The sequence below is a fragment of the Pseudomonas sp. JL23 genome, from assembly GCF_056933585.1.
The window spans coordinates 3,611,028-3,633,574 of record NZ_CM167795.1; the positions used below are offsets into that span (position 1 = coordinate 3,611,028).

A 22,547-nucleotide genomic window follows, 5' to 3' on the forward strand; every position below is an offset into this window, starting at 1 on the left:
CGCGTACCACAGCACGACGGAAACTACAGGCCGCGCACAAAAACAACAAAATCATTAAGTTAAAAAAGCCGTGACGGTGAATACACCCTCGAGAATTACACCGATCTAGACAACGAGCTTCAGCTATCAACAGCTGCGACCCTGAATGGCCTCTATGTCTTGCAACAGAAATAAAAGTTGCACACGGATGCGCCGTGGCTACAACCGACACGCTTGACTGTTACGCGGGGAGTACCTGAGCATGGCTGGAAGGCATAGATCGAATCGAACAATATCAGCTTAGCGTCCGTGCCCATTTACTTCGTCCTTTAATAAGTTGCCCGTCATGGCTGAGTGCCATACCCAAACTAATATAGACGAAGTTTTATTTTTCGCTGCTTTTTTTTGAACTTTTTTTTGGTGTCGCTGTAACCCTTTGATATTGCAACCCACGCAGTAGCCATTCAGGCAAAAAAAAACTCAACGACCGGGCTGAAATCACCCTGGCACCACTGACCATTACGCCTGCTGGCTACCCGACTGCTGGGCTGCTTGCTCACGTCATGATCACCAAGTTTGCCGCCCATCTTCCGCTTTACCGCCAGGAGTCGATTTTCGGACGAGCTGGCTTGGCCATTTTACGCGGCGCTCGGTACTCATAGAGAACTGTTTTTTTATCGAGCAGGACCGGCAGCAGATGAGTCATGCCCATGGGCTGTTTTAAAAAAGAGTGCTATTCAGCGATCGTATAACATCATGGTTTAAAGCACTCTCAAAACACTTCAGCGATCTATCCGCTGCAGCAACGCATTAATCATGGCGTCCCGGTCCATGTGTTCACTGTCGTAGTTGAACTCTGCCTGCAACGGTACCTCATAGGGTGCGTCCCACCCAGTGAGGTTATCGAGCTCACCGCGCCTGGCTTTGCCATACAACCCCTTTGGATCTCGACGCATACATTCCTCCAATGAGGTCGAAACATACACTTGCGTGAAGCTCGCAGCATCGAAAAGATGACGCACCCGCCTGCGGTCTTCGGCGACTGGCGAGACAAACGCACAGATCACATGCAAACCGGCACGGTGCAGCAGCAAGGCGACTTCACCCGCACGCCGGATGTTCTCGCGTCGGCCTTGCTCGTCCATGCCGAGGTCTGAACACAGGCCCCGACGCAACTCATCACCATCCAAAACTACACACCGTTGGCCGTTGGCATTGAGCTGTTGCTCAAGGCCTCGGGCCAAGGTGGTTTTTCCCGCCGCCGACAGGCCGGTCAGCCAGAACACATGAGCGGCAGCACGGCTCATGACGCAATACCAATGTATGAAGCAAACATAGACTTCCCTGATCCGCTGGTTAAAAAGCCTGCAAGTCCGCCAAGGCGGGCCTGACGCAGATGACACAGACGATCATGTCGCAACAGTGGCGTCAAATATCCGCACGCATTTCTTTACGCGGACTGGACGGCCCCGGGTTCTCGGGCGCGCAAGCGCCGCAGCGACAGGAAACCTAAAACCCTGTTTCACGCCAGACCAGCACCAATGCCGAACGAACGAAACCCTGCACCGGTGATTGCCAAGTTCCATTGATCACCACATGGCCGCGCCAGCTCTGTTGCAGGGCGCGCGCGGGTGGCGGTTGATCACTGTGCAGGGTGACGCGGTACACCGCGCGCTCGGGGATGAGCTTGCCATGCTTGTCCCGGGTCAGTACGGACCCGCCTGCCGCGCTGGACAGTACGCCAGTGGTCAGTTGCCGAGTGGCGTCCTGTTCGATGGCGGTGACTTGCAAAGGCAGGTTCAGGCCACTGTCGCCGTCGGCATAGAAACGCGCATTGTCGCCGGCCTTGATCCGCCGTATGTCGTCTTCATCCAGGTAGGCTTCCACGCGCCAGTCTGCGGAGTCGACCAGGGTCGCAAGACGCTCGTGATTACTGACCCAGACCCCGGTTTTGAGGCCTGGCTCGATGTTTTGCACGACACCACTGAACGGCGCCCTGGGTGAATAGAACGCCAGTTCCGCCTGGACGCTGGCCAGCTCGGCACGGGCGCTGATTTCCTGTTGCTGCAGCACTTGCATGTTCACTCGCTGCTCGGCATCGATGCCGGTGAGCTCGGCCTGATGACGCACGCTCTCCAGCTTGACCTGGGCCCGCCGCCAGCGCAGTTGCAGGTCTGGCGAAGCCAGTTCCAACAAGATATCGCCTTGCTTGACCTGCTCGCCATTAGCCCAAGGCAGGCGTGCGACCTGGGCACCGGCGGGGGCGTAGATCGGGTAATTCTCGGTTGGACGCAGCAGGCCCGAGGCACTGAGCCGCGTCGGCCAGGGCGCGATCAGAATCAACACCACGGCCAGCAGAATCAGCGCCGGGCGCCACAACCGCGCGCGACCGCGCTGCCCGGCGAGCAACTGCGGCCACTCTTTTATTTCCTTGTAGAACGGCATCAGGATAAACCAGCCCATTTCCACGGCGAACAGCAGGATGCCGACCGCCTTGATAAAGAAGTGATAGACCAGTGCCGCGATACCGAGGAACAGCAGCAAACGGTAGATCCAGGTGGCATAGGCAAACAGGATCAGGCCGAGGGTCATTTTTCGTGAGAAGTATTCCGGTGGCTCCAGGCCCAGCCCGAACAGCCACTCACGCATGTGCCAGCGCGCCAGAGCAAAGGAGCGAGCGTGCAGGTTGGGCATGTCCAGCCAGTCCGACAGCAGGAAGTAGCCGTCGAAGCGCATGAACGGGCTGCTGTTGATCGCCAGTGTGGCGATCCAGGTGGTGGTGGCCAACATAAAGGCGATGGCCTTGGGCAGGCCCTCTGGCAACAAGGCCCAGGCCAGGGTGGCCCAGACGGCCACCACCAGTTCGGTGACGATCCCCGCAGCCGCGACCTGAAAGCGCTGCTTGCGCTGGCCCAGCTTCCACACTTCGTTGGTGTCGGTGTAGGCCATGGGGAACATCACCAGAAAGGCCACGCCCATGGTCGGTATCCGGCAACCGAAGCGCTTGGCGGTAAAGGCATGCCCCAATTCGTGGAGAGTCTTGATGGCGATCAGGGCCACGCCGTAGCCGACAAAACCTTGCCAGGAAAAAGTGTCCATCAGGGTCGAGGTAAAGCGCGCCCAGTCCCGTTCGACCAACACCAGGCCGATGACCAGCACCAACAGGGTCAGCCAGGCAAACCCCTGGGTATACAACGGAGCCACCCAACCGACATGCCGTTGCAGCCAGCCATCGGGGCGCACCAGTGGCAGGCGGAAGAACAGATAATTGTGCAGCAGGGTGTTGAACAACGTACCACGTCGGCGTCGCACGCTTTCAGCCATCAACCGGGCGCTATTGGGCGGTGTACGCAACAGCTGGTTGTCCTGGAGGAATTTCGCCATCGCCAACACGTCCTCGACCTCAGGGCGCAGCGTGGTATGGCGGGCGATATCGGCGGCGATGGCGTCCGCTTCGGCAAGCTGCCAGCGGCTGATGATTTCAAAACTCAGCCAGTCGATGCGAAAAAAGGTATTACGCACCGGGTCGTGCAGCGTCCAGTTGGGTTGACCGTCGCTCGCCGTCGGCGCGCCGAACAGCTCCAACTCTTCACGCAGGGGCGGCAGGCAGACCGGCGCAGGCTCAATGGACAGCGTCGGGACTGCTGGGAGTGCACTGTCCAACTCAGTGGCCAATCATCTGACGCATTGCCGCCAGCGGACGACGCAGCACCCAGTACGCCAGCGAAACCTGTTCGCCACTGAGCTTGACCGTGCCCTTGAGGCCGACGCGCTGGTCGGTGGGCGAGTCGAGGGTCGCACGCATGCGGTAGGCGTAGCTGCCGTCGGGCTGTTGCTCGGCGTCATGGGCGATGTAACGCATGCGCGCGGCCACCGGGGAAAACGGGTTGGCATTGACGTACAACCTGACCGTCGCGCCCTCCTCCAGCGGGATGGCATCGCCAACGGCCAGCCAGGCCTGAATTTCCACGTCCTGCGGTTCGGCAATGCGCATGATCCGCTCACCCGTGGTCACCGGTTTGCCAATCCATTCGCTAGGGTCGTCGAACAGTGCGATGCCGTCCTGAGGCGACACCACCCGCGAACGCCGCAACTGTCCTTGCAGATAATCAGCCTCGGCGCGCCGCTCTTCGATGCGCCCGGCCAATGCCGCCAGTTGCGCCTTGGATTTGTTGTCATAGACGGCCATCTGCGCCATCTGACGGTATTCGGCTTCGGCGGTAGTCAACGCCTGACGTGCCACGTCGAGCCTGCTTTGCAGCGGCGCATCATCGAAGTTGAACAGCGCCTGCCCGACCTTGACCTGCTGATTAGGCTCGACCATAAAACTGCCCAGTACGCCGTCCAGAGGCGCACGGATCATCGCCGGATGCGCGGGCACCAGTTCGCCGGGCGCGAGCACGGTCAATTGCACCGGCAGGCACAGCAGCAAACCGAAGGCGACCAGGCCGATGGCCAGCCGTCCCGGTCTGCGGCGGATCTGTCCGGGCACCCTGGCCAGACGACGGCGCCAGGACAGTGGCTCGGCATACAGGCGCAAGGCATAGGCGTATTGCAGAACATCGCGCCACTCATCGAGCAAGGCGATGTCATGGGCAGGCCATGGCTCATCCCGAGCCAGCAGCAACGCGCCGGACAGCACGTGGCCGGGTTTGAGCTGAATCTGCATGGGCAACCACAGCAGATAAGCCGGTAGCCATTCACTCCACTGGCTGGCCAGGTGCTCCGGGAGGTCGTTGGACGTGATACTGCCGCTCGGTCGTTGCTGGCCGTGCAGCACGCGACAGACCTGGGTCAGCCATTGCACATAAGGCGCGTTGGCTTCCGGTTGCACCACCCCGGACAACGCCTGCACAGCACCCTCTTCCAGCCATAAAGCCCCCTGGCGATAGGTTGCCAGGGCATGGCTTTCATTGACCGCCAGAAAGCCCAGTTCAACCGTGTTGACGGCATGCCGGGCCAGATGTGACAAGTGCGTCAGGGTGCTCAGCGCCATCGCTGAAACACCCTGATTCACGGAAGACAAGTCGGTCATATCCGCCCGCTGGCCCAGGCTGTCGTGCGATTGGCGGCCGTGCGCAATTGCTCGCTCAAACCGCTACGACCACGAGGAATGTCGGCGCTGGTCTGCCCGGTGTGGGCTTTGACCCGGAAGGTCACCTCAGCCTGATGGCCGCTGCTGTCCTTGGCCACGACCTTGATCACCAGCTCACCCTTGAAGCCCGGCGGAGGAGTACCTTCGAACTGCCCCGTGGTGCTGTTGAACGTCAACCAGGTCGGCAGCGCACGGCCATCCGCCTGGGAGGCGCGAAGCACGATCCCCGGTTGCGCATCACTGTGACCGAAGGCATCGGACGGGACGGTGAACGACAGGCGATCACCGGCGGTGAACTGCTGATCCTGAATGCCGCTCAGTACCACCAGGCCGGTCTGGCCGAGCGGCGAAATAGCCACCGGAAAAATCCCCGGTCCGCTGTCCGTCAGGGTGCGCTGGAACTCACTGAACGGCGTGGGCGACAACGCGCTGAAGCGCTCGTTGACCGGGCTGAAACTGCCGCTTGCCGATACGAACGAACTGCCCGTACCAATGAATGCAGTCGAGGCGAAACCGTTGACCGGTGCCACAGGCGGTGCGTCGACTCTGATCGACGTCGACGACTCGCTGATCATTTGGTTGGCGCTCCACTCCGGCTGCGTCACTGTCTCGACCACACTCTCGCTGATGGACTGCAACGGTGTCTGCTGCACAGCGGTGATCGGCTGCACTGGCTGCGGATTATTTGGCACCTGCGGGTCCGGGATCTGCACAGGCGTGGTGACCACGGGCACGTCCGGCGTCACTGGCGTCACCGGTGGCGTCACAGGGGTTACAGGGGTTACAGGCGTGACTGGATCCGTTGGCGTGACCGGCGTCGTTGGCGGCGCCACTGGCGTTGTCGGGGTTCCCGGATCGGTCGGTGTTGTCGGCGTGGTCGGTGTACCACCGCCACCCGATGGCGCCGCGGCAGCCACTTGCAGGGTGAAGACGCTGCTGGCCGAGGCTGCCGACAGGTCAGTGGCCGTCACCACAATGCTCAGGTTCTCCACCGTCGTCGGTGTGCCGCTGAAGGTGCGGGTTGCCGCGTTGAACGTCAGCCACGCAGGCAGCGGCGCGCCACCGTTCAGGGTCGCGGTGTAAGTCAGAGTGTCACCGGCGTCGACATCGGCAAACGTACCCACCGGCACCACATATAACAGCGGTGTACTGACAGTCACCTGCTGAGTGGTGATCGCCGTGGCGACACGCGGCGCGTCGTTGGCTCCGTGAATGGTCACGGTCAGGGTCGCGCTACTGGTGGCCGCCGTGTTGTCGGCCATGGTGTAGGTGAAGGTATCGGTCAGGGTGTCGGCGTTGGTACGCAGCGCCTGTACCGCGGCGTTGCTGTTATTGACCGTGTAGGTGTAAGTGCCGTCGGCGTTGAGGGTCAGGCTGCCATAGGTGCCCGCCCGCGCCGTGCCTATCGTGCCACCGGCAATCGCGGTGATGGTCTTGGTGTTGCTGCTCTGGTCGTTGGCGAGCACGTTGCCGGCCGGATTGACCCCGGCAGTGGCGTTGGCCACACCGCCCGCCTCGGTGGCACTGGCGGTATCTGCGACGGCAAGCGGTGCCGAGTAGCTGCTGACGGTGATGGTGAACGCTTGTTCGATAGAGTTGCCACCGCTGTCGGTGGTACGGATGCGCACCGAACGGGGACCGTTGCCCAGAGCCACCGGATCGTTGACCCTCAGGTTGTTGCCCACAAGAGTGAACGCGGCGTTATCGGTGTCCCCCGTACCGCTGACAATGGTGTAAGTGAAGGTGTCACCCGCACTGGCGTCGGTAGTAGCCAAGACGCCAACCAAAGCGTTGACCCCGGCGGTGGTCTGGACGCTGGCGTTGCTCAGGTTCAGCAGTGTCGGCGCATTGCCGTTGATCGAGTCATTGGACTGGCTGATCGGGGTGGTAAAGGCCGTGTTCCGGTTACCGGCAGCATCGGCCAGCACAATGCTGACCGGCACATCGTTGCCAGCGGCGACATCGGCGCCGCCAGATGTCACGGTGAACTGCGCGGTGTAGGTCGTGCTGTTGACGCGGGTCAGGCCGCTCAGACTGTAGCCACCCACGGTGCCGCTGACCAGGAAAAGGGGCGAGCCGCCATCATCCGCGACGGTGAACGTCACCGTCTGGGTATCGCCCACCTTGAGCGGCAAGTTGGGCAGGCTGACCGCCGTCAGGCTTGGCGGAGTGTGGTCCAGGGTATAGAGCTGGCCGGCTGTATAACCGCCGCCGATGGCTGTACTGCTGCCTGAGACGATACCGGTGCCGGAGTTTTTCAGATCCAGACGCAGATCACCGTCGCCAGCCAGGCCGTTGACGGTGACCTGATAAGTCGAGCCCGAGCCGGTGATTGCACTGATGGTGCCCGAAGCAGTGTTCGTCGGGGTCAACACAAAGTCACCGATATCGACACCACTGACGGCGACGTTAAAGGTGACGTTGTAGACCACCGAAGTAGCCGAACCCGACACTGCTGCGACGCCAGCACGGCTGATGCTGTTGACCTGTGGCACTACGCCGGCGATCGACGATGAGGTGGCGGCACTGAACAGGGTTTCCAGCGTGCCGCCGTTATCGGTGAAGGACACCTTGTCGCGCACGAACTTGCCGACCTGAGCCGAATCCAGGGTCAAGGTGGATGCCGTGGCGCCGGTGACATCAGTCCAGCCGGTAGTGCCATCAGCCGACACCTGCCACTGATGATTGAACGTGACGCCAACCAGGCCGTCGACATCGGCAATACCCGAGGTATTGGCGGTCAAAATCTGGCCTTCGGTGTTGCTGCCCGACACCGTTGGCGAACCGGTCGGCGCATCGTTGACCGGTGTAATAGTGATGGTGAAGGTCTGGGTAGAGGTGTCCACGCCACCATTGGCGGTGCCGCCGTTATCGTGCAGGACCACAGTCACCGTGGCCGTGCCGTTGGCATTCGCTGCCCCGGTAAAGGTCAGGTTGCCACTGGCATCAATGCTCGGCTGGGCACTGAACAGGGCGTTGTTGCTGTTGGTGACAGTGAAGCTCAGGGTCTGCGACGATTCATCAGCCGGGCCCTTGACCAGATTGGTCGCCCAGTTGTTGATGGTTTGCGCGCTGGCATCTTCCAGCACGGTTACATCTGCCCCCTTGGTAAAGGTCGGTGCATCGTTGACCGCCGTCACGGTGATGCCGACGGTGTTGGTGTTGTCGGAAATCGCCGTGCTACCGCCATGGACGCTAGTGACATCGACGGTGGCGCGGGTTTCTGTCGCCACTGCCGCGCTGTAGGCGCCGGCATAACTGCTGTCCACTGCACGGACTGTAAGACTTGGTGGCGTGCCGTTGTAATCAGCTACCGGCACAAAACGAAGCTGGGTGGCGGCCGAAACCGTCAGGGCAGCGCTGTCACTGACCGTGCCAATGGCGTACCAGTTGGCACCGTTGGTGGAATACTGCCAGACGCCCTGGGTGGTGGCGTTGGCGGTGTTGGCAACGATGGCCAGGCCGCCCAGGGTATCGCCGGTATCGACATCGGCAAAGGCCAGGCCGGTCAAGGCATTGATGGCGGCGCCAGCCGGTGAGGTGGTGTCTTCAAGAATCGTCGGCAGGGTCAGGTTGCCCAAGCCGGTTGGCGCGTCGTTGACCGCTGTTACGGTGATGGTGAAGGTCTGGGTCGAGCTGGTATCCACGCCGCCATTGGCGGTGCCGCCGTTGTCGTGGAGGGACACGGTCACGGTCGCGGTGCCGTTGGCATTGGCGGCAGCGGTAAAGGTCAGGTTGCCGCTGGCATCGATGCTCGGCTGCGAGCTGAACAAGGCGGTGTTGTTATTGCTGACGATGAAATTCAGGGTCTGCCCGGACTCGTTGGCAGCACCGGCACTGATACCGGTCGCCCAACTGCTGACGGTTTGCGCACCGGCATCTTCCAGTACGGTCTGATTGCCGCCCTTGGTGAACACTGGCACATCATTGACCGCTGTGACCGAGGTGCTGATGGTATTGGTAGCGGCTGCAAAAGCCGTGATGCCGCCGTTGGTGCTGGTGACAGCGGTTATCCGCTGTTCCGCCGCAGCGGAGGTAGTGTAGCCACTACGGGTATTGTCTACTGCCCGCACTGTCAGGGCCGTTGGCGTGCCGTTGAAGTCGGCAACCGGAACGAAACGCAGCAGGCTGCTGGCCGACAATACCAGTGCCGACGTATCGCTGACCGCGCCGATGGCGTACCAATGCGCGCCTGCGTCGGCAGAGTATTGCCAGGCGCCCTGGGTGCTGGAGTTGGCGGTATTGCCGGTTACAGCGATGCCGCCCAGGGAGGAGCTGACGTCCGGATCGGCGAAGCTGAGACCGGTCAGCGCGGAAATGGCCACGCCCGATGGCGATGCAGCGTCTTCGAAAATACTGGGGATGCTGGTGTTGCCAATGCTTGTGGGTGCATCGTTGACCGAGGTGGCGACCACCGTGGTGGTGTTATTGGAGACGCTCCCCCCTCCATCACTGATCGCGACAGTAAAGGTGGTGGTCTCGGTACTTCCAACCGCAACCCGGTTCGGCGTCGCCTGATAGACCAGGCCGTGTACGGCGGTCTGCAGAGCGGCTGCCGTCGTGGCCGCATGGGTATAGGTCAGGCCACCGTCAGCGGTGGAAAAACCATTGGCCGTGAGCGATGCAGAGGTGAAAGTACCCTTGGTTGCGCTGTCCAGAGTGATGGTCATGGACAGGTTGGAGCCGGTCAGCGTAATACCAGCAAATGGCGATAGCGTCGTATTGTCGTTGACGGTCTGGCCAGCGCTGGCGCCGGAGAGGGTTGGCGCGACGTAAGAAGTGTCGACGGTGCCGGTGAGAGTACGGTCGTCACTGTTGGTCCCATTTACACCGTTGGCCGGGTTACCCTTGCCGCCCGCTCCGCCCCGGCCAATGTTGCCTGTCATATTGCTGGTACTGGTCGCATCCAGGCGCAGGGTGCCGATATTATAGATGCCACCCGCGGCATTTCCGCCGTCACCGCCCACTCCAGCAGTAGGGTTGTTAGCAACCGTGCCGCCACCCCCACCACCGCCTGCGGCAATATTGTTACTGACGGTGCTACCGACAATTGTCAACAGGCCAGCGTTATAGATACCGCCCGCAGCATTGCCGCCCTTGCCCCCCGCCTTGATATAGCTGCCGCCACCACCGCCACCGCTGATCGATATCGTACCGTTAGACGCGACACCGCCATTGCCACCACTGTCTCCGGGGGTGTAAAGCTGACCGCCTATACCGCCGCCAGCGGCACTCCCGCCACTGGAACCGCCCTTACCAGCATAAGCCCGATAGCTAGCACTGTTGGGGTTGTAGCCACCATTGCCTCCCGCTCCCGCCGTGCCGACTTTACCTGAAGCGGTGATAACACTCGGGCCGCTTACACCAGGATGGAAATTCCCACCGGTCCCGCCGACACCCAGGCCGTATCCACCACCGCCGCCACCAGCACCACCCGACCCGTTCCCATCATTCGGACCGCTGCCGCCGCCGCCGCCGCCGCCCGCTGCTTTGTTGGCGGTGATAATGCTATTGGTGATGGTAAGCGTGCCGGCATTATAGATACCTCCGCCGAGCGCATCGCTGCCGGCTGCACCGCCGGTGCTAAGGCTATTGCCACCATTACCACTGGCCAGACCATTGGTGATGGTCAAATTGTTGAGTTCGACGCTACCGGAGCCACTGTTGATGTGCAGGACTTGGGTCAGGTTGGCGCCATCGATTTTATGCCCGGCACCGACGATGGTGGTTTTGTGCCCATCGGTCACGGCTAACGTAATGGTGTCCGCGGCCTGAGTAAAAGTGATATCGCCAGTCAAAGTGATGATGTCATCGACACCGTCACCTGCCGCAGTGGCTAACTTCGCCTTGAGGTCAGCCAGGTTCGTGACAGAGGTGGTCAGCAATGTGTAGTCATAATCCGCCAGCTTCGCCACATCCAGCACCGGCGCACTGGTCAACGCACCCGTGGCAATTTCCAGGTCCCAGTTACCGCCATGGGCCACATCACCGGTCGAGTCGGTGGACGCCGCGACAACGGCCCCAGTGGCGTCAGCCAGGCTATGGATAAAACTTTCCCCTGTACTGCCCGCCCCGACATCGCAGCCATACAGCAGAATCTCGCCGCCAGCCTGCATGGCCGAACCGATCCTGCCCAGTTCGGCCTGATACTGGGCCATATCCCCGGCATGCAGGGCGGTATTGCCCAGCAGCAGCAAACCGCTGTCGCCGTGGGAGACGATGCTGATCGAGGCAACGTTATGCATGCCTTCCAGCGCGTCTGCGATTTGCTGCACACCATCGTGATCGGCATCGAGGATCACCACTTTCACGTCAGCCGCTGCAGCAGCCACTATCGCCTGATAATCCGGCACCCGTGAATCGACAAACAGCACCTTGGTGGCGCTGCTGGCCAGGCCGTCGGTGGCGCGCTCGGCAGCCACGGGCTTGGCCGTTTCGGGAGCATTTTTACTGGTGTCGGCGGCCTTGGCGGTATCGGCGGGCGCCGTGTTGCGCGTATCGGCCTGCGAGGCCGCGACCACACTGCCCAGCTCGGCGACATGGGCCACCGGCGCTTCGGCGGCAGCCGGTTTGACCGCTTCGGCAGCCGTGGCCACCGCCGCGCCATCGAACATGATCCGTGCTTCCAGGGCCAGGGGCGCCGGTTTACGTCGTTGCAGGCCACGTGGCGCGTGGGGGGGAACCGGGCTGGAAGTGCGATCAGTAGTCATGGCGATCCTTGCGAGAAATGCTATGCAGCGCAGACAAAATAGAGAATAGGAAGGTTATCGGTGTTGCACGGGCGTTACGTTAGGCCGGTCGTCGGTTTGGCGGCAATAACACTGGCCGCGCTGCCGTCCTGATTATTCCAGAACGACAGGTCATTGAACTGGGCAAACAGATCCGGCGGCAGAATCGTGCGCCGCGGTTGCAACTCGACCTTGGCGCGAACCTTGTGCAGGCCGTGCACACCCAGCGAAGCATCGAACTCCGGCGCGTCATAACTCACCGCGTTGAAGTCATGTTCGAACTCGGGCTCATCGATAAAGCGATAGATCAGCGGCATGACCTTGTGTGGCGCCTGAGCCAGCAGGTCGTAGTCGACAATCAGCAGCGACGAAGCATGCTCGCCGTAAAAGGCTTCCTTAAGCGCCGCCCACGGGAAGCCCACCATACGGTTGCGCTGCGCCAACGTCTCGACGCGACTGTAGACCGTATTGCGCTCGACGCCATCGCCGAACAGCCGGGTGATTTCATAGGGGTTGGAGCGAAAGCGCCGCTCCAGGCTGTCCATGATCCAGGCCACGTTGCGCACGCAGGCAATCACCTTGGCCCCGGGAAACTGATCGGCCAGCAGCGGCATATGCCCGCTCCAGCTACGGTTAGTATCGAAAATTACCTGCTTATCGGGCTGATCGGCGTAGTACGCGTCAAACACGCCACGCAGCAGACGACGACGCTGGTTCTGATCAAGCATCGAGCCAAACTCGCTGCCTGCACCGAACTGGGTGAGCATATTGCCGACCAGCATGGCCACCGGGCTGCTCATGCCCGCATGGAAGCGTGGGTTTTGCAAAAGCAGCGCCGCCAAAAGCGTCGAACCTGAACGCGGCAAGCCGGAAATAAAATGGTAAGTCTGGCCGGTAGCCATCGATCGTGTTTCCTGTTCAGCTACAACTGGACTTTTCAGCTAAAAACCGCCAGGCGTATTGCGTGGCGGTCTTCCAGACACCGCTTGGTGCGGTGGCCCGCTCAGGGGCGTGGCGCGTAGATACCCACCACGCAAATAATGAAGTTAAGCGCCATGTACGGAGGCACCGTAGGGGTGGTTGTCAATACGTTGACATTGACTGGAATGGCCGTACCGCTGCCGGTATTACCGATTGCAACCGACCCTGTGCCCGTAACGGTGGTTGCGACGCCACCCAAGGTTACAGGAGTCGTCTGGGCGGTACCCGATGGCAGATAAATCGACGCCGCATTCTGTGTGCCGCCGGTGGTGCTGGTTAATGTTGCGCCCTGTGTTGCGTTGTTCTGACCACCCACGCCAGTGCTGACGCTGATTTTTGTATCGCCCGACAATCCCGCCAATGACAAGGTTGCAGTATGGGTATGGGCAGGAAGGTTTGCGGTGGTCAGGACAATTGCGGTGCTTCCGGTACCCGTCGTGGTGACCGACTCTGCACCGCCGGTTTTGCTTAACGGTTGCGAGGTCAGTGGTGCCTGACCATAGGCGCCCAGAACCACGCGACCACGTAAATCAGGAACCTTGAAATAGGTCTTCCCGTCGCCGCCATATTGCGTGCCGATCAATGCGAATAGGGCGGTGTATTGACTGATGTTCAGGCTTCGGCCGTCGCAGAATACCCAATCTTGCGGGGCATACTCGATAGGCCAAGCGAGAATTGTTCCTAGAAATGCGTCCATTGTATTTCCTTTATGATTACGCGGCAGGTAATACACACTACAATCACGCCTACCTGCCGGTTTTTTGGCGTGAGTTACCGGAGCTTATCTAAGTCACTTACATTTCCGTCATTAATTACTCTTACCCTGACGTGAGCTCGAAAAAAATGAACAGTGCAAAATATAAGAAATTACCGGCGCTCTTTCTCGGCGCGATACATCAAACTAATTGAACACCACTTCGTAATAAAAAAGTGTCGGCAGCATATCGATTCGCGGCGCAGACGTCCTTGCCATCACCGGCACAACCGTCCATTCAACACGGCCCAAATGCAGATGATCAAGGGTATAGGTGTCTTGCGTCAGCATGAAGTCGCGTTCACCGCTAAACAGCAATGACAATGGCGTCGAAAAACTTTCAGGCAGGCCACGGCGTGGCAACTCGGCCGCACTGCACAGATTTAATTTCTGCATTCCATGCAGCGTATGCACGACAAATGTACTGCCTACATGCGGTAAAAAGTCGTGTAGCGAGTTTCGCGCCGCCATACCCTTTCCTCTTTCTTTATAATTACAGACCCGCAAAATAGTGGCAGCGTGATCCTGATAATTTATGGTGCACTCGGCGGCGTCAGCAGTACGGTCCCGCTCATACCCGCGATCAGTTCAGGATGCTGACCGTCGATGGTTGCCACCAGCTTGATCGACTGGCTGACTGGATCGACCCGTGCACCCATGCGCGTAATCCGCGCCGGATAAGTCTTGTCGGTTTCATCGATGCGCAGTTGCAGCACCGTGCCGGTCTTGAGCCAGGATAGCCAGCGCGACGGTGCGAGAAATTCGATTTCCAGCACGCTGTCGTCGAGGATGTCGAGGATCGCCTGCCCTGGTTGGGCGAACTGTTGCTCGCGCATCTTTTGCTCGGCCACACGCCCGGAAAACGGCGCAGTGATGCTGCACTTGCCGAGCATGGTGCTCATCAGCGAGACGTCGGCGCGGTTCTTCGAGACCTCCGCCTCGGACACTTGTAACTCGACCTGACCGATGGAATTCAACTCGCTCAAGCGCTTGTTGGCCGTCCAGGTCTTTTCCGCCGAAGTGAGCCCGGCACGGGCCTTGTTCAACTGGGCCTGTTGCAAGGAGCAGTCAAAACCCACCAGCACCTGGCCTTTCTTGAAGGCACCGCCTTCGGCTACGGGCAAGCTGCTGATCTTTGCGCCGATCTCGGCGGCCAGGGTGGTGAATTGTCGGGGGGATAGTTGCGCGCGGATATCCCGGGACTCACTGGCTGGCGCAGGTGCCGCCGCTTGCGTCATGGCTGGCGCGGCGCCCGAGGGTACCAGGGCTGCGGGTTGCGGGTCGGCGGCCAGTACGGTGCTGGCGAACAGTGCACTGATTGCCAGGGCGACACCCCTCATCACCGGAATTGGAACGCGATTTTGTGGGAGCCGGATTGCTGGCGATATCGTCGGCTCAGTCACTGATGATATTGCGAGCGCTTCGCACTCGATCGCCAGAAAGCCGGCTCCCACAGTCGGCCCATGGGTTCCCACAATCATCACTTGGCCTGCCCTTCAGCAGAGGCCGAAACAATATTGCCCTTATCCCACTGCTGCAACGACTGTGCGACGTTGCCCTGCACCTGCGTCAGAGACTGCGCCTGCAGGTCACCGATATTCGGCTCCATCCCCAGAGTTGCCTGCAACTTGCTCGCCGCCGCATTGGCCACCGACATCGCCTGATAGCGCCGCAACAGGCTGAGAATCGCCGAGGTATTGCTGGCCACGGTGTCGAGTTTGCTACTGGTTTGCGCCTGGCCGCGGTTGGCATTTTGCGCATTGAGACGGTCATCGACCTGCCAGATCGCATCGGCGCGGTCGTACTGTTGCAGCGCGTTGGCGTATTGCAGACGGGCGATATGCACCTGGGCCAGTACCGCCATTTGCGTCGCAACGCGGCGCTGATCGGCCAGGCTGATCCCGGCTTTGGCCAGACGATATTGCGAAGGCGCGCTGAGCAGGTTCATCAGATTGAAGGAGATCTGCGCGCCTGCCTCGTTCCAATTATTGTTGATCAGGTACTTGTCCGAATCATGGCGCAGGTTGTAATTCAGGCTCAGGTTCGGGAACAGGCGCAACAGGGTCTTGCGAGTTTCCTGACTGGCGATGCGCGAGTTGTAGTTCTGTTCGCGCAGCTCGGCGTTCTGCGCCAGGGCCTGGGCCTCAAGTTGCTCAACCGGCAGATCGAGGATCTGCTTGTTGAAGGTTTCCGCAGGCTCCACCACTTGCAACGCCACACCCAAAGGCGCGTTGATCAGGGCCGCCAACTCGATACGGGCCGTGGCCAGTTCCTGTTCAATGGCCTCGAGCAGGCGCAGGTTTTCCAGCACCTGACGCTGATAACGCAGGGACTCGATCGGCGCACGCAGGCGCTCGGTTTCGGCCTGACGGGCATCAACCAGCGCCGATTCGGCCAGGGTCGTGGCATCGGTAACCTGCTGCCGCAGCTTTTGCGCACTGGCGGTACGCCAGAAAGCACTGCGCACATCCTGCACCAACACATGCATGGCCTGGCGGCGACGCTCGGAGGCGATCAGCACGCGGTCGCCGTTCTGCTTGGCGTTGTAGTAAGACAGGCCGAAGTCCAGCACGCTCCAGGTCAAGCCCAGGTCGGTGGTGGCATGTTGTTTATCACTGGAGATATACGGGTTGGCCAACGACGGCTGGCCGGTGACCGAGTCCACCGCACGGGTGGTCGCGTATTCGCTGCGCTCGCTGTAACCGGCGGCGGCGATCATCTTGGGCAGCATGTCGAAGTTGCCGACATCGAACTGGTTCAGCGCCAGGGCTTCTTCCATCTGTCGCGAACGGCTGTCGAGGTTGTATTTCAGAGCGCGGGCAATAGCTTCTTCAAGAGTCAGCGGGCCGGTGATTGGGGCGACGTCCTGTTGGGCCGTAATGGCATCCTGCCTGGCCTGCTCCTTGAGCGCGTTCTTGTCCAGAGGCTCTGGTGACAGGCTCATGCAACCGGCCAACAACAAAATGGAAGTCAGGGCGCTCAGTTGAAGCCCGGAACGAAAACGACCTGCGCCAGTCAATGAATGTGGCGCAACTGCACTCAACCGAAAATACATAAAATTTCTACTTCCCCGGATCAAATAGACAACTCGCCTATTGCGCGATACATCGCCGCAAGCCAATGGGCGAACATGTCCGCCCTGCAAAATCCTTTTAACCACCGTATCGCGTAAAGCCTCTGGCTCACGTGAAACGGATTGACCTTGTCCGCTGTGCTTCTGAAGCCTGATCGCACATTCAATGCGATAACAGGTTCGAATCAGACAGGAACCTTTTCAAACTCGAGCCTGTCAATTGACCGGTGCAGGTATGAACCACTAGCACTGTCGTTGCGCTTGCTCTCTTCTACTGGGTTACGCAGACGCAACCTCATAGCCGCTAATTTTGCAGAAGCTATCGTCTCGCCACAGTGATGTCAAATTGGTAAGCGTCGACGCGGCCCTCGTCGGGCTGTCACTTATCAGAACGTCATGACGCAAGCAAGAACGTGACGCAGTTCACATTTTCGATCTTTGCCCGCCGCCCAACTGGCTAAACGCCATTCTTCAGGCCAGTCTCTCGCCGAGCCAACTTCAAGGGACGCGCCATGTACTTACAGGCCAGACGCACGGATGAAATGCAACATTGCCGTCATGATTTCAGGGCGCGCAGTTGCTGTTCGCTTTCTTCCTTTTCGAACTTTAAATAACAGCCCCACGCACTTAATCGTTCGCGACTAATAGAATAGCGCGTGTGCCTTATTGAAATATCTGACCCTGTAGATTCGCAGTCTGAAACAGGGCGTGCCCATCACTTTATCAAGGGGACATCAATGCAGAATGCATACCTGGGTAGTATTTTCATGTGGGCCGGTCCCAGGATCCCTGAAGGCTGGAAACTCTGTAATGGCGAGCTGCTCAATATCTCCGACAATGACGCGCTGTTCGTCGTTATCGGCACGACCTATGGTGGCGACGGAGCGGTGACGTTTGCCTTGCCCAATCTGACAGGCAGATTTGCCATGGGTGCGCAGACATTGGACCAGATTGGCCAATTCGGCGGAAGCGCAACCGCCATGGCTACGACCACGGCCAGCCTGACGGCAGATAATCTGCCCGAACATGACCACCCCGCGACAGTGTCACTCACGGGCCTCAGCGCCACGACCACCATCAAGGCAGACACCGCCACCACGGGCGGACTGTCTCTGGCCAGCGAACTCGCTGTTCTCACCAGTACCAGCGCAGGCCCGGCCAGCGCAGCAATCTATTTGCCAGCAACGGTGACACCGACTACGCGGGTCAAACTGGGCGGCATCACCACGACCGTAGCGCCGGTCGTCACCGTTGACAATAATTCAACCAGTAACACTTCAATCTCGGTCAATACACCATTTCCAACCACGCCACCGGCCTTGACGATGAATTACATTATTTGTATTTCCGGCCTTTTTCCGTCACGCAACTGAGGCTGCCGGCATTTTTCCGAATGGTCACTTTCGAACTTAATAACGGATCAACGCCCGCTCAACGCAAGGCGTGGATTGTGAGGAAATAGCGATGGATTATTTTGTTGGAACCGTCATGCCATGGCCTGTTAACTTCGCACCGAAAGACTGGGCATTGTGTAATGGCGCACTGTTGCAAATCAGAAATTTCACACCACTGTTTTCCATTATCGGCACCCGTTACGGCGGGGACGGCGTGCAGACCTTTGCGCTACCCAACCTGATCAACAAAATGCCCATGGGTTCAACGACACCCGGCGATACGGGGATCGACTCCGGCGCTAAAACCGCCGCCTTCACTGTCAATGTCGTCCTCAACGAAAATAATCTGCCGCCCCATACCCATGCAGCGACCACCACCGTCAACAACCTGTCTACAGGCACCAGTATCAGCGCCAGCACGTCCATCAGCGGAGGCTCACCGGTCGCCAGCGAAAATGCGCTGCTGACCGGGACGACGGGGGGTGTCGCAAGGGCAGCCGCTATCTATTTGCCTGCGACTGTCACGCCGACCGCTCCGGTCACCCTGGGTGGCGTGAGCAGCACAATAACCGGGGCAACTGTCAGCGTACAGACGCAGGCTGGCACCACAACGCCACCGGAGCAACCGGCGCCGATCAGTTTCCCGGTCACTGTCGATACCGTAGCGCCCTACTTGACGACCCATTACATCATCTGTGTCAGCGGCATCTTCCCGCCATTCAGTTGAGTGGACCGATTCGCGGCACCGCCTTTCCACACACATGACCTGGCCGCCCAAGGCCGAGGCAAGAGGGACACCCTATGCAAGTATTTCTCGGCAGCGTCATGCCCTGGACCGCGCCTTATGCCCCGAGCGGCTGGGCTTTTTGCAATGGCGCACTGTTGTCCATCAATACCAACACAGCGTTGTATTCCCTGCTCGGCACCGCTTATGGCGGCGACGGCATCAACACGTTCGCCCTGCCCGACCTGCGCCAACGTATTCCAATGGGCGCAGACCCCCAACAGGGCCTTGGCGCCAAGGGAGGCTCGACCAGGGCCACGATCGGCAACACCGTCAGCCTGAGCGCCGCCCAATTGCCTGGACATAAGCACCCGGCGACCCTGGCGTTGAATCCGACAACCACCGTCGCTGTCGGCACTTCCACGACCGACGGCGAGGTCTCGCCGAGCGAAGGCGCGACACTGACCAGCACCGCAGAGGGTGTATTCCGTGCTGCAGCAATCTATCTGCCGGCGACCATCGCTCCAACTCAAACGGTGACACTCGGCGGCGTGGCGGCGACGGTGAACACTGATGCGACAGGAACGGCAACCGTCGCTAAAAATGCTACGCAACACACGCCCGTGTCCTTCAGCACCACCGCTGGAACCTTGCCGCCTTACCTGCCCCTCAATTACATCATTGCCACCAGAGGGATCTATCCGTCACGCAATTGATCGCCCCAACGTGACGAATTTCGGCCGCGCCAGGCCGATAATCGTCGCACTGCCAACAGTTCCATGGAGCTTCAGCCATGTCCGATCCCTACTGCGCGCCTGACCTGCGCGAGGTCACGCCCGCCGATCAAGCGTTTCTCGATGCCTTGTATCGCAGCGTTCGCAGTGACTTGACCTGCCTGGGTGACGATCCCGCCATTGATGTCCTGATCACTCTGCAACAGCAGATTCACGACAACGGCCATCGCAGCCATTACCCCAATGCCCGTCACCTGCTCCTGTGGCAAGACGGACAGGCCATTGCCCGGCTGGTACTGGATGCCAACGATCAGCGCTTGCACATCGTCGATATCAGCGTCCTCGCCTCGCATCGTTCACAAGGCGCCGGTAGCACGCTGTTGCGCTGGGCACAGCAACAGGCCGTTGCAGCAAAGGTGCCACTGGAGCTGCGCGTACAATTCAATAACCCTGGCGCACAGCGCTTGTACCGGTCAATGGGTTTCAGCCCCTTCGCCAGTGACGAGATAGCCGAGCATATGCGCTGGCAGGCACAGGTGTTCGACACGGCAACGGCATAAAGAGCCGGAGCCAGGCAAACGCTCCCCTACCCTTGCCGATACCTGAAACTGCCATTCAGTTTTGATGTGCCCCGTATCGAGGCCGAGCTGGATGCCCTGGTTGGTGCACGCTGGGTCAAGCATATGAACACCGGCGACTACGAAGGTGGCTGGAGCTGTCTGGCAGTGGTCCTGGTCCGGGCTTCCGATAGCCGCCCCTTGGGGACGGACCAGGGCAATTCACGATCAGTCATATAGGCCATGACTTGACGTTATGCATAAAGCAGCATCACATCCGGCCCGACACGTCGCACCTGTCGTCGCTCACTTAAAGGGCGCGAACGGCAAGCGTTCCGCCAGCGCCTGCGTAAGGTAACGGGCGAAGACCGAGATGCGCCGGGGGATATGCCGCCGGTGCTGATACACCGCAAAAATGTCAGCCTTTGGTGCCTGGTGATCGGTCAGTAGCGCCTGCAGGCGACCACTTTCGAGATGTTGCTGAACATCCCAGCGCGACCGCAGTATCACTCCATGCCCGTCAAGCGCCATGCTTAACGCAACCTCGCCATCATTACTCGACAGTGTCCCGCTGACCTTGTGCGAATATTCTTGGCCATCCTTCCTGAAGCGCCAGATCGCATAGTCGCTACCGAACTGTCGCAGAACGATGCAGTTATGCTGCGCCAGGTCTGCCACACGCGTCAGTTCAGGCGCAGCTTCAAGGTATCCCGCAGAGGCGCAGAGAATGCGCGGATTTTCCAGCAGCCGAATGCCGATCAACCGAGAGTCCGGCGGCTCGCCCATGCACACGCCGATATCGAATTGATCGTCCAGCATGCTCAGTGGCTGGCTGGTCAGCTCCAGAGAAATCTCAAGTTCCGGGTGCAGCCGGGCGAAGCTCGATACCACAGGTGCGAGGTGCTGCCGCCCGAAACCCAGCGTGCCATTGATCCGCAGCCGGCCTTGCAAGGTAGGCTGACGGCTGTTGAGCGCGTTCTCCAGTTCCTCGAGCTGGCGCAGAATCGGGCGACTTCCCTCCAGGTAAAGCACCCCTTCGGGGGTCAGCGACAATCGACGTGTGGTGCGCTGTAACAACTGCACCCCGAGCCTGGCCTCAAGTTGGCTGAGGCGTTTGCTCACGGCAGGCAGCGACAGTCCCAGATGGCGTGCCACTTCCGTAAGGCTACCGCGCGTAGCGACCTGCTGAAAGAAACTCAGGTCATCGATCATGCTCATGAATTCTTTCCTGAAAATTAAGAATGGCTTTCCATCAAGACTAATTATTAATTCAAAGACACTGCATACACTGAGATCCATGCCCCAATCAACCCAGGAGTCGAATCCATGAGCAAAACCCAGTACAAAATTGCAGTGATCCCCGGCGACGGCATTGGCAAGGAAGTGATGCCCGAAGGCGTACGTGTGCTCGACGCCGTGGCTGCCCGGTTCAATCTGCAACTGCAATGGGACTGGTTCGACTTCGCCAGCGCCGATTACTACCTGGCTCACGGCAAGATGATGCCGGACGACTGGTTCGACACCCTCAAGGGCTACGACGCGATCTACTTCGGTGCCGTGGGCTGGCCGGACGTGGTGCCTGACCACATTTCTTTGTGGGATTCGCTGCTGCAGTTCCGTCGTGAATTCGACCAGTACGTCAACCTGCGCCCTTGCCGTCTCATGCCCGGCGTGAAGGCCCCACTGGCGAACCGCAAGCCCGGCGACATTGATTTCTGGGTGGTGCGCGAGAACACCGAAGGCGAGTATTCCAGTGTCGGCGGCAAGATGTTCCCCGGCACCGATCGCGAGATCGTGCTGCAGGAAACCGTGATGACCCGCGTCGGGGTCGACCGTATCCTCAAGTTCGCCTATGACCTGGCGCAAAGCCGTCCGAAGAAGCACCTGACCTCGGCCACCAAATCCAATGGTATCGCGATCACCATGCCCTACTGGGATGAGCGCGTCGCGCAAATGGGCAACAAGTATCCCGACGTCAAGGTCGACAAGTACCACATCGATATTCTAACGGCGAACTTCGTCCTGCACCCTGACTGGTTCGACGTGGTGGTGGCAAGCAACCTGTTCGGCGACATCCTTTCCGACCTGGGTCCTGCCTGCACCGGCACGATCGGCATCGCCCCCTCGGCCAACATCAACCCGGAGCGCAACTTCCCGAGTCTGTTCGAGCCGGTGCATGGTTCAGCGCCCGATATTGCCGGAAAAGGCATCGCCAACCCGATCGGGCAGATCTGGTGCGGTGCAATGATGCTCGAACACCTTGGCCATCCGGAAGCAGGCGCCGCAGTGCTGACCGCGATCGAAACCGTACTGGCGATGGGCCCGGAGAATGCTCCCTTGACCGCCGACATCGGTGGCACCGGCAACACTGAGTCGCTGGGCAAGGCTATCGCTGCGGCGGTCTGAAGCCGAGCACAGTGTGCAATCTCCCGTTCCCGTCAGGTGATCCGGGAGATTGCTGCGCGCAGGTCTGGCATCGTGCGGGCATCCCTCGGCGCTTGCGAGCCTTGCGATGACCATCAGATTCT

At 59.9% G+C, this 22,547-nt stretch carries 15 protein-coding genes and 1 pseudogene; 6 read left to right on the forward strand and 10 right to left on the reverse strand.

The genetic code is table 11. The features are described 5' to 3' along the window. Positions 1-509 precede the first annotated feature (509 nt). Positions 510-623 (forward strand): annotated as a pseudogene (locus AC1Z24_RS16765) (IS66 family transposase); the annotation flags it as partial. 138 nt (positions 624-761) lie between these two features. Here AC1Z24_RS16765 and cysC read toward each other — a convergent pair. The 9 genes from cysC to AC1Z24_RS16810 all read right to left on the reverse strand — a co-directional run bounded on the left by cysC (position 762) and on the right by AC1Z24_RS16810 (position 16,481). Then, positions 762-1,286 (reverse strand): adenylyl-sulfate kinase, encoded by a 525-nt coding sequence (cysC, locus tag AC1Z24_RS16770; protein ID WP_483741816.1) that lies wholly within the window; start codon positions 1,284-1,286, stop codon positions 762-764. Positions 1,287-1,488: 202 nt separating this feature from the next. After that, the gene (locus AC1Z24_RS16775; RefSeq protein WP_483741817.1) at positions 1,489-3,642 is read right to left on the reverse strand and encodes a site-2 protease family protein; all 2,154 of its coding nucleotides are present in this window, start codon (positions 3,640-3,642) and stop codon (positions 1,489-1,491) included. A gap of 1 nt (position 3,643) precedes the next feature. Then, on the reverse strand, positions 3,644-5,014 hold the full coding sequence (locus AC1Z24_RS16780; protein ID WP_483741818.1) for an efflux RND transporter periplasmic adaptor subunit: 1,371 nt from the start codon (positions 5,012-5,014) through the stop codon (positions 3,644-3,646). After that, positions 5,011-11,784 carry a DUF4347 domain-containing protein gene (locus AC1Z24_RS16785; protein WP_483741819.1) on the reverse strand — a complete coding sequence of 2,258 codons (6,774 nt, stop codon included), beginning with the start codon at positions 11,782-11,784 and terminating at the stop codon, positions 5,011-5,013. The genes AC1Z24_RS16780 and AC1Z24_RS16785 overlap by 4 nt, the downstream gene beginning before the upstream one ends. Positions 11,785-11,858: 74 nt before the next feature. Then, a complete protein-coding gene (locus tag AC1Z24_RS16790) occupies positions 11,859-12,704 on the reverse strand; it encodes a sulfotransferase (protein WP_483741820.1) in 846 nt (281 codons plus the stop codon). Positions 12,705-12,805: 101 nt separating this feature from the next. After that, positions 12,806-13,480 carry a phage tail protein gene (locus tag AC1Z24_RS16795; protein ID WP_483741821.1) on the reverse strand — a complete coding sequence of 225 codons (675 nt, stop codon included), beginning with the start codon at positions 13,478-13,480 and terminating at the stop codon, positions 12,806-12,808. A gap of 204 nt (positions 13,481-13,684) precedes the next feature. Next, positions 13,685-14,008: a DUF6916 family protein gene (locus AC1Z24_RS16800; protein ID WP_483741822.1), complete on the reverse strand. Its 324-nt coding sequence runs from the start codon at positions 14,006-14,008 to the stop codon at positions 13,685-13,687. A gap of 62 nt (positions 14,009-14,070) precedes the next feature. Beyond that, complete coding sequence (locus AC1Z24_RS16805) at positions 14,071-14,877, reverse strand: efflux RND transporter periplasmic adaptor subunit (RefSeq protein ID WP_483741823.1); 807 nt, start codon at positions 14,875-14,877, stop codon at positions 14,071-14,073. 140 nt (positions 14,878-15,017) lie between these two features. After that, positions 15,018-16,481 (reverse strand): TolC family protein, encoded by a 1,464-nt coding sequence (locus AC1Z24_RS16810; protein ID WP_483741824.1) that lies wholly within the window; start codon positions 16,479-16,481, stop codon positions 15,018-15,020. A gap of 866 nt (positions 16,482-17,347) precedes the next feature. Between AC1Z24_RS16810 and AC1Z24_RS16815 the strand changes: the two genes are divergently transcribed. The 4 genes from AC1Z24_RS16815 to AC1Z24_RS16830 all read left to right on the forward strand — a co-directional run bounded on the left by AC1Z24_RS16815 (position 17,348) and on the right by AC1Z24_RS16830 (position 20,022). Beyond that, the gene (locus tag AC1Z24_RS16815) at positions 17,348-17,983 is read left to right on the forward strand and encodes a phage tail protein (RefSeq protein ID WP_483741825.1); all 636 of its coding nucleotides are present in this window, start codon (positions 17,348-17,350) and stop codon (positions 17,981-17,983) included. A gap of 91 nt (positions 17,984-18,074) precedes the next feature. Beyond that, entirely contained in the window at positions 18,075-18,731 is a 657-nt protein-coding gene (locus tag AC1Z24_RS16820) for a phage tail protein (protein ID WP_483741826.1), read from the forward strand. Positions 18,732-18,805: 74 nt separating this feature from the next. Beyond that, positions 18,806-19,444 carry a phage tail protein gene (locus AC1Z24_RS16825; RefSeq protein ID WP_483741827.1) on the forward strand — a complete coding sequence of 213 codons (639 nt, stop codon included), beginning with the start codon at positions 18,806-18,808 and terminating at the stop codon, positions 19,442-19,444. 77 nt (positions 19,445-19,521) lie between these two features. Next, a complete protein-coding gene (locus tag AC1Z24_RS16830; RefSeq protein WP_483741828.1) occupies positions 19,522-20,022 on the forward strand; it encodes a GNAT family N-acetyltransferase in 501 nt (166 codons plus the stop codon). Between the two features lie 303 nt (positions 20,023-20,325). On the opposite strand, the gene AC1Z24_RS16835 is transcribed toward AC1Z24_RS16830, so the two are convergent. Continuing rightward, entirely contained in the window at positions 20,326-21,237 is a 912-nt protein-coding gene (locus AC1Z24_RS16835) for a LysR substrate-binding domain-containing protein (protein ID WP_483741829.1), read from the reverse strand. A gap of 108 nt (positions 21,238-21,345) precedes the next feature. Here AC1Z24_RS16835 and AC1Z24_RS16840 point away from each other — a divergent pair, with 108 nt between their 5' ends. After that, positions 21,346-22,425: a tartrate dehydrogenase gene (locus AC1Z24_RS16840; protein ID WP_483741830.1), complete on the forward strand. Its 1,080-nt coding sequence runs from the start codon at positions 21,346-21,348 to the stop codon at positions 22,423-22,425. Positions 22,426-22,547 lie beyond the last annotated feature (122 nt).

What these genes read in the sequence shown, in the direction of transcription:
- cysC (WP_483741816.1), bottom strand. Translation starts at nt 1,286, where the DNA reads ATGAGCCGTGCTGCCGCTCATGTGTTCTGGCTGACCGGCCTGTCGGCG.
- AC1Z24_RS16780 (WP_483741818.1), bottom strand. Translation starts at nt 5,014, where the DNA reads ATGACCGACTTGTCTTCCGTGAATCAGGGTGTTTCAGCGATGGCGCTG.
- AC1Z24_RS16785 (WP_483741819.1), bottom strand. Translation starts at nt 11,784, where the DNA reads ATGACTACTGATCGCACTTCCAGCCCGGTTCCCCCCCACGCGCCACGT.
- AC1Z24_RS16790 (WP_483741820.1), bottom strand. Translation starts at nt 12,704, where the DNA reads ATGGCTACCGGCCAGACTTACCATTTTATTTCCGGCTTGCCGCGTTCA.
- AC1Z24_RS16795 (WP_483741821.1), bottom strand. Translation starts at nt 13,480, where the DNA reads ATGGACGCATTTCTAGGAACAATTCTCGCTTGGCCTATCGAGTATGCC.
- AC1Z24_RS16800 (WP_483741822.1), bottom strand. Translation starts at nt 14,008, where the DNA reads ATGGCGGCGCGAAACTCGCTACACGACTTTTTACCGCATGTAGGCAGT.
- AC1Z24_RS16805 (WP_483741823.1), bottom strand. Translation starts at nt 14,877, where the DNA reads ATGAGGGGTGTCGCCCTGGCAATCAGTGCACTGTTCGCCAGCACCGTA.
- AC1Z24_RS16810 (WP_483741824.1), bottom strand. Translation starts at nt 16,481, where the DNA reads ATGAGCCTGTCACCAGAGCCTCTGGACAAGAACGCGCTCAAGGAGCAG.
- AC1Z24_RS16815 (WP_483741825.1), top strand. Translation starts at nt 17,348, where the DNA reads ATGCAGAATGCATACCTGGGTAGTATTTTCATGTGGGCCGGTCCCAGG.
- AC1Z24_RS16820 (WP_483741826.1), top strand. Translation starts at nt 18,075, where the DNA reads ATGGATTATTTTGTTGGAACCGTCATGCCATGGCCTGTTAACTTCGCA.
- AC1Z24_RS16825 (WP_483741827.1), top strand. Translation starts at nt 18,806, where the DNA reads ATGCAAGTATTTCTCGGCAGCGTCATGCCCTGGACCGCGCCTTATGCC.
- AC1Z24_RS16830 (WP_483741828.1), top strand. Translation starts at nt 19,522, where the DNA reads ATGTCCGATCCCTACTGCGCGCCTGACCTGCGCGAGGTCACGCCCGCC.
- AC1Z24_RS16835 (WP_483741829.1), bottom strand. Translation starts at nt 21,237, where the DNA reads ATGAGCATGATCGATGACCTGAGTTTCTTTCAGCAGGTCGCTACGCGC.
- AC1Z24_RS16840 (WP_483741830.1), top strand. Translation starts at nt 21,346, where the DNA reads ATGAGCAAAACCCAGTACAAAATTGCAGTGATCCCCGGCGACGGCATT.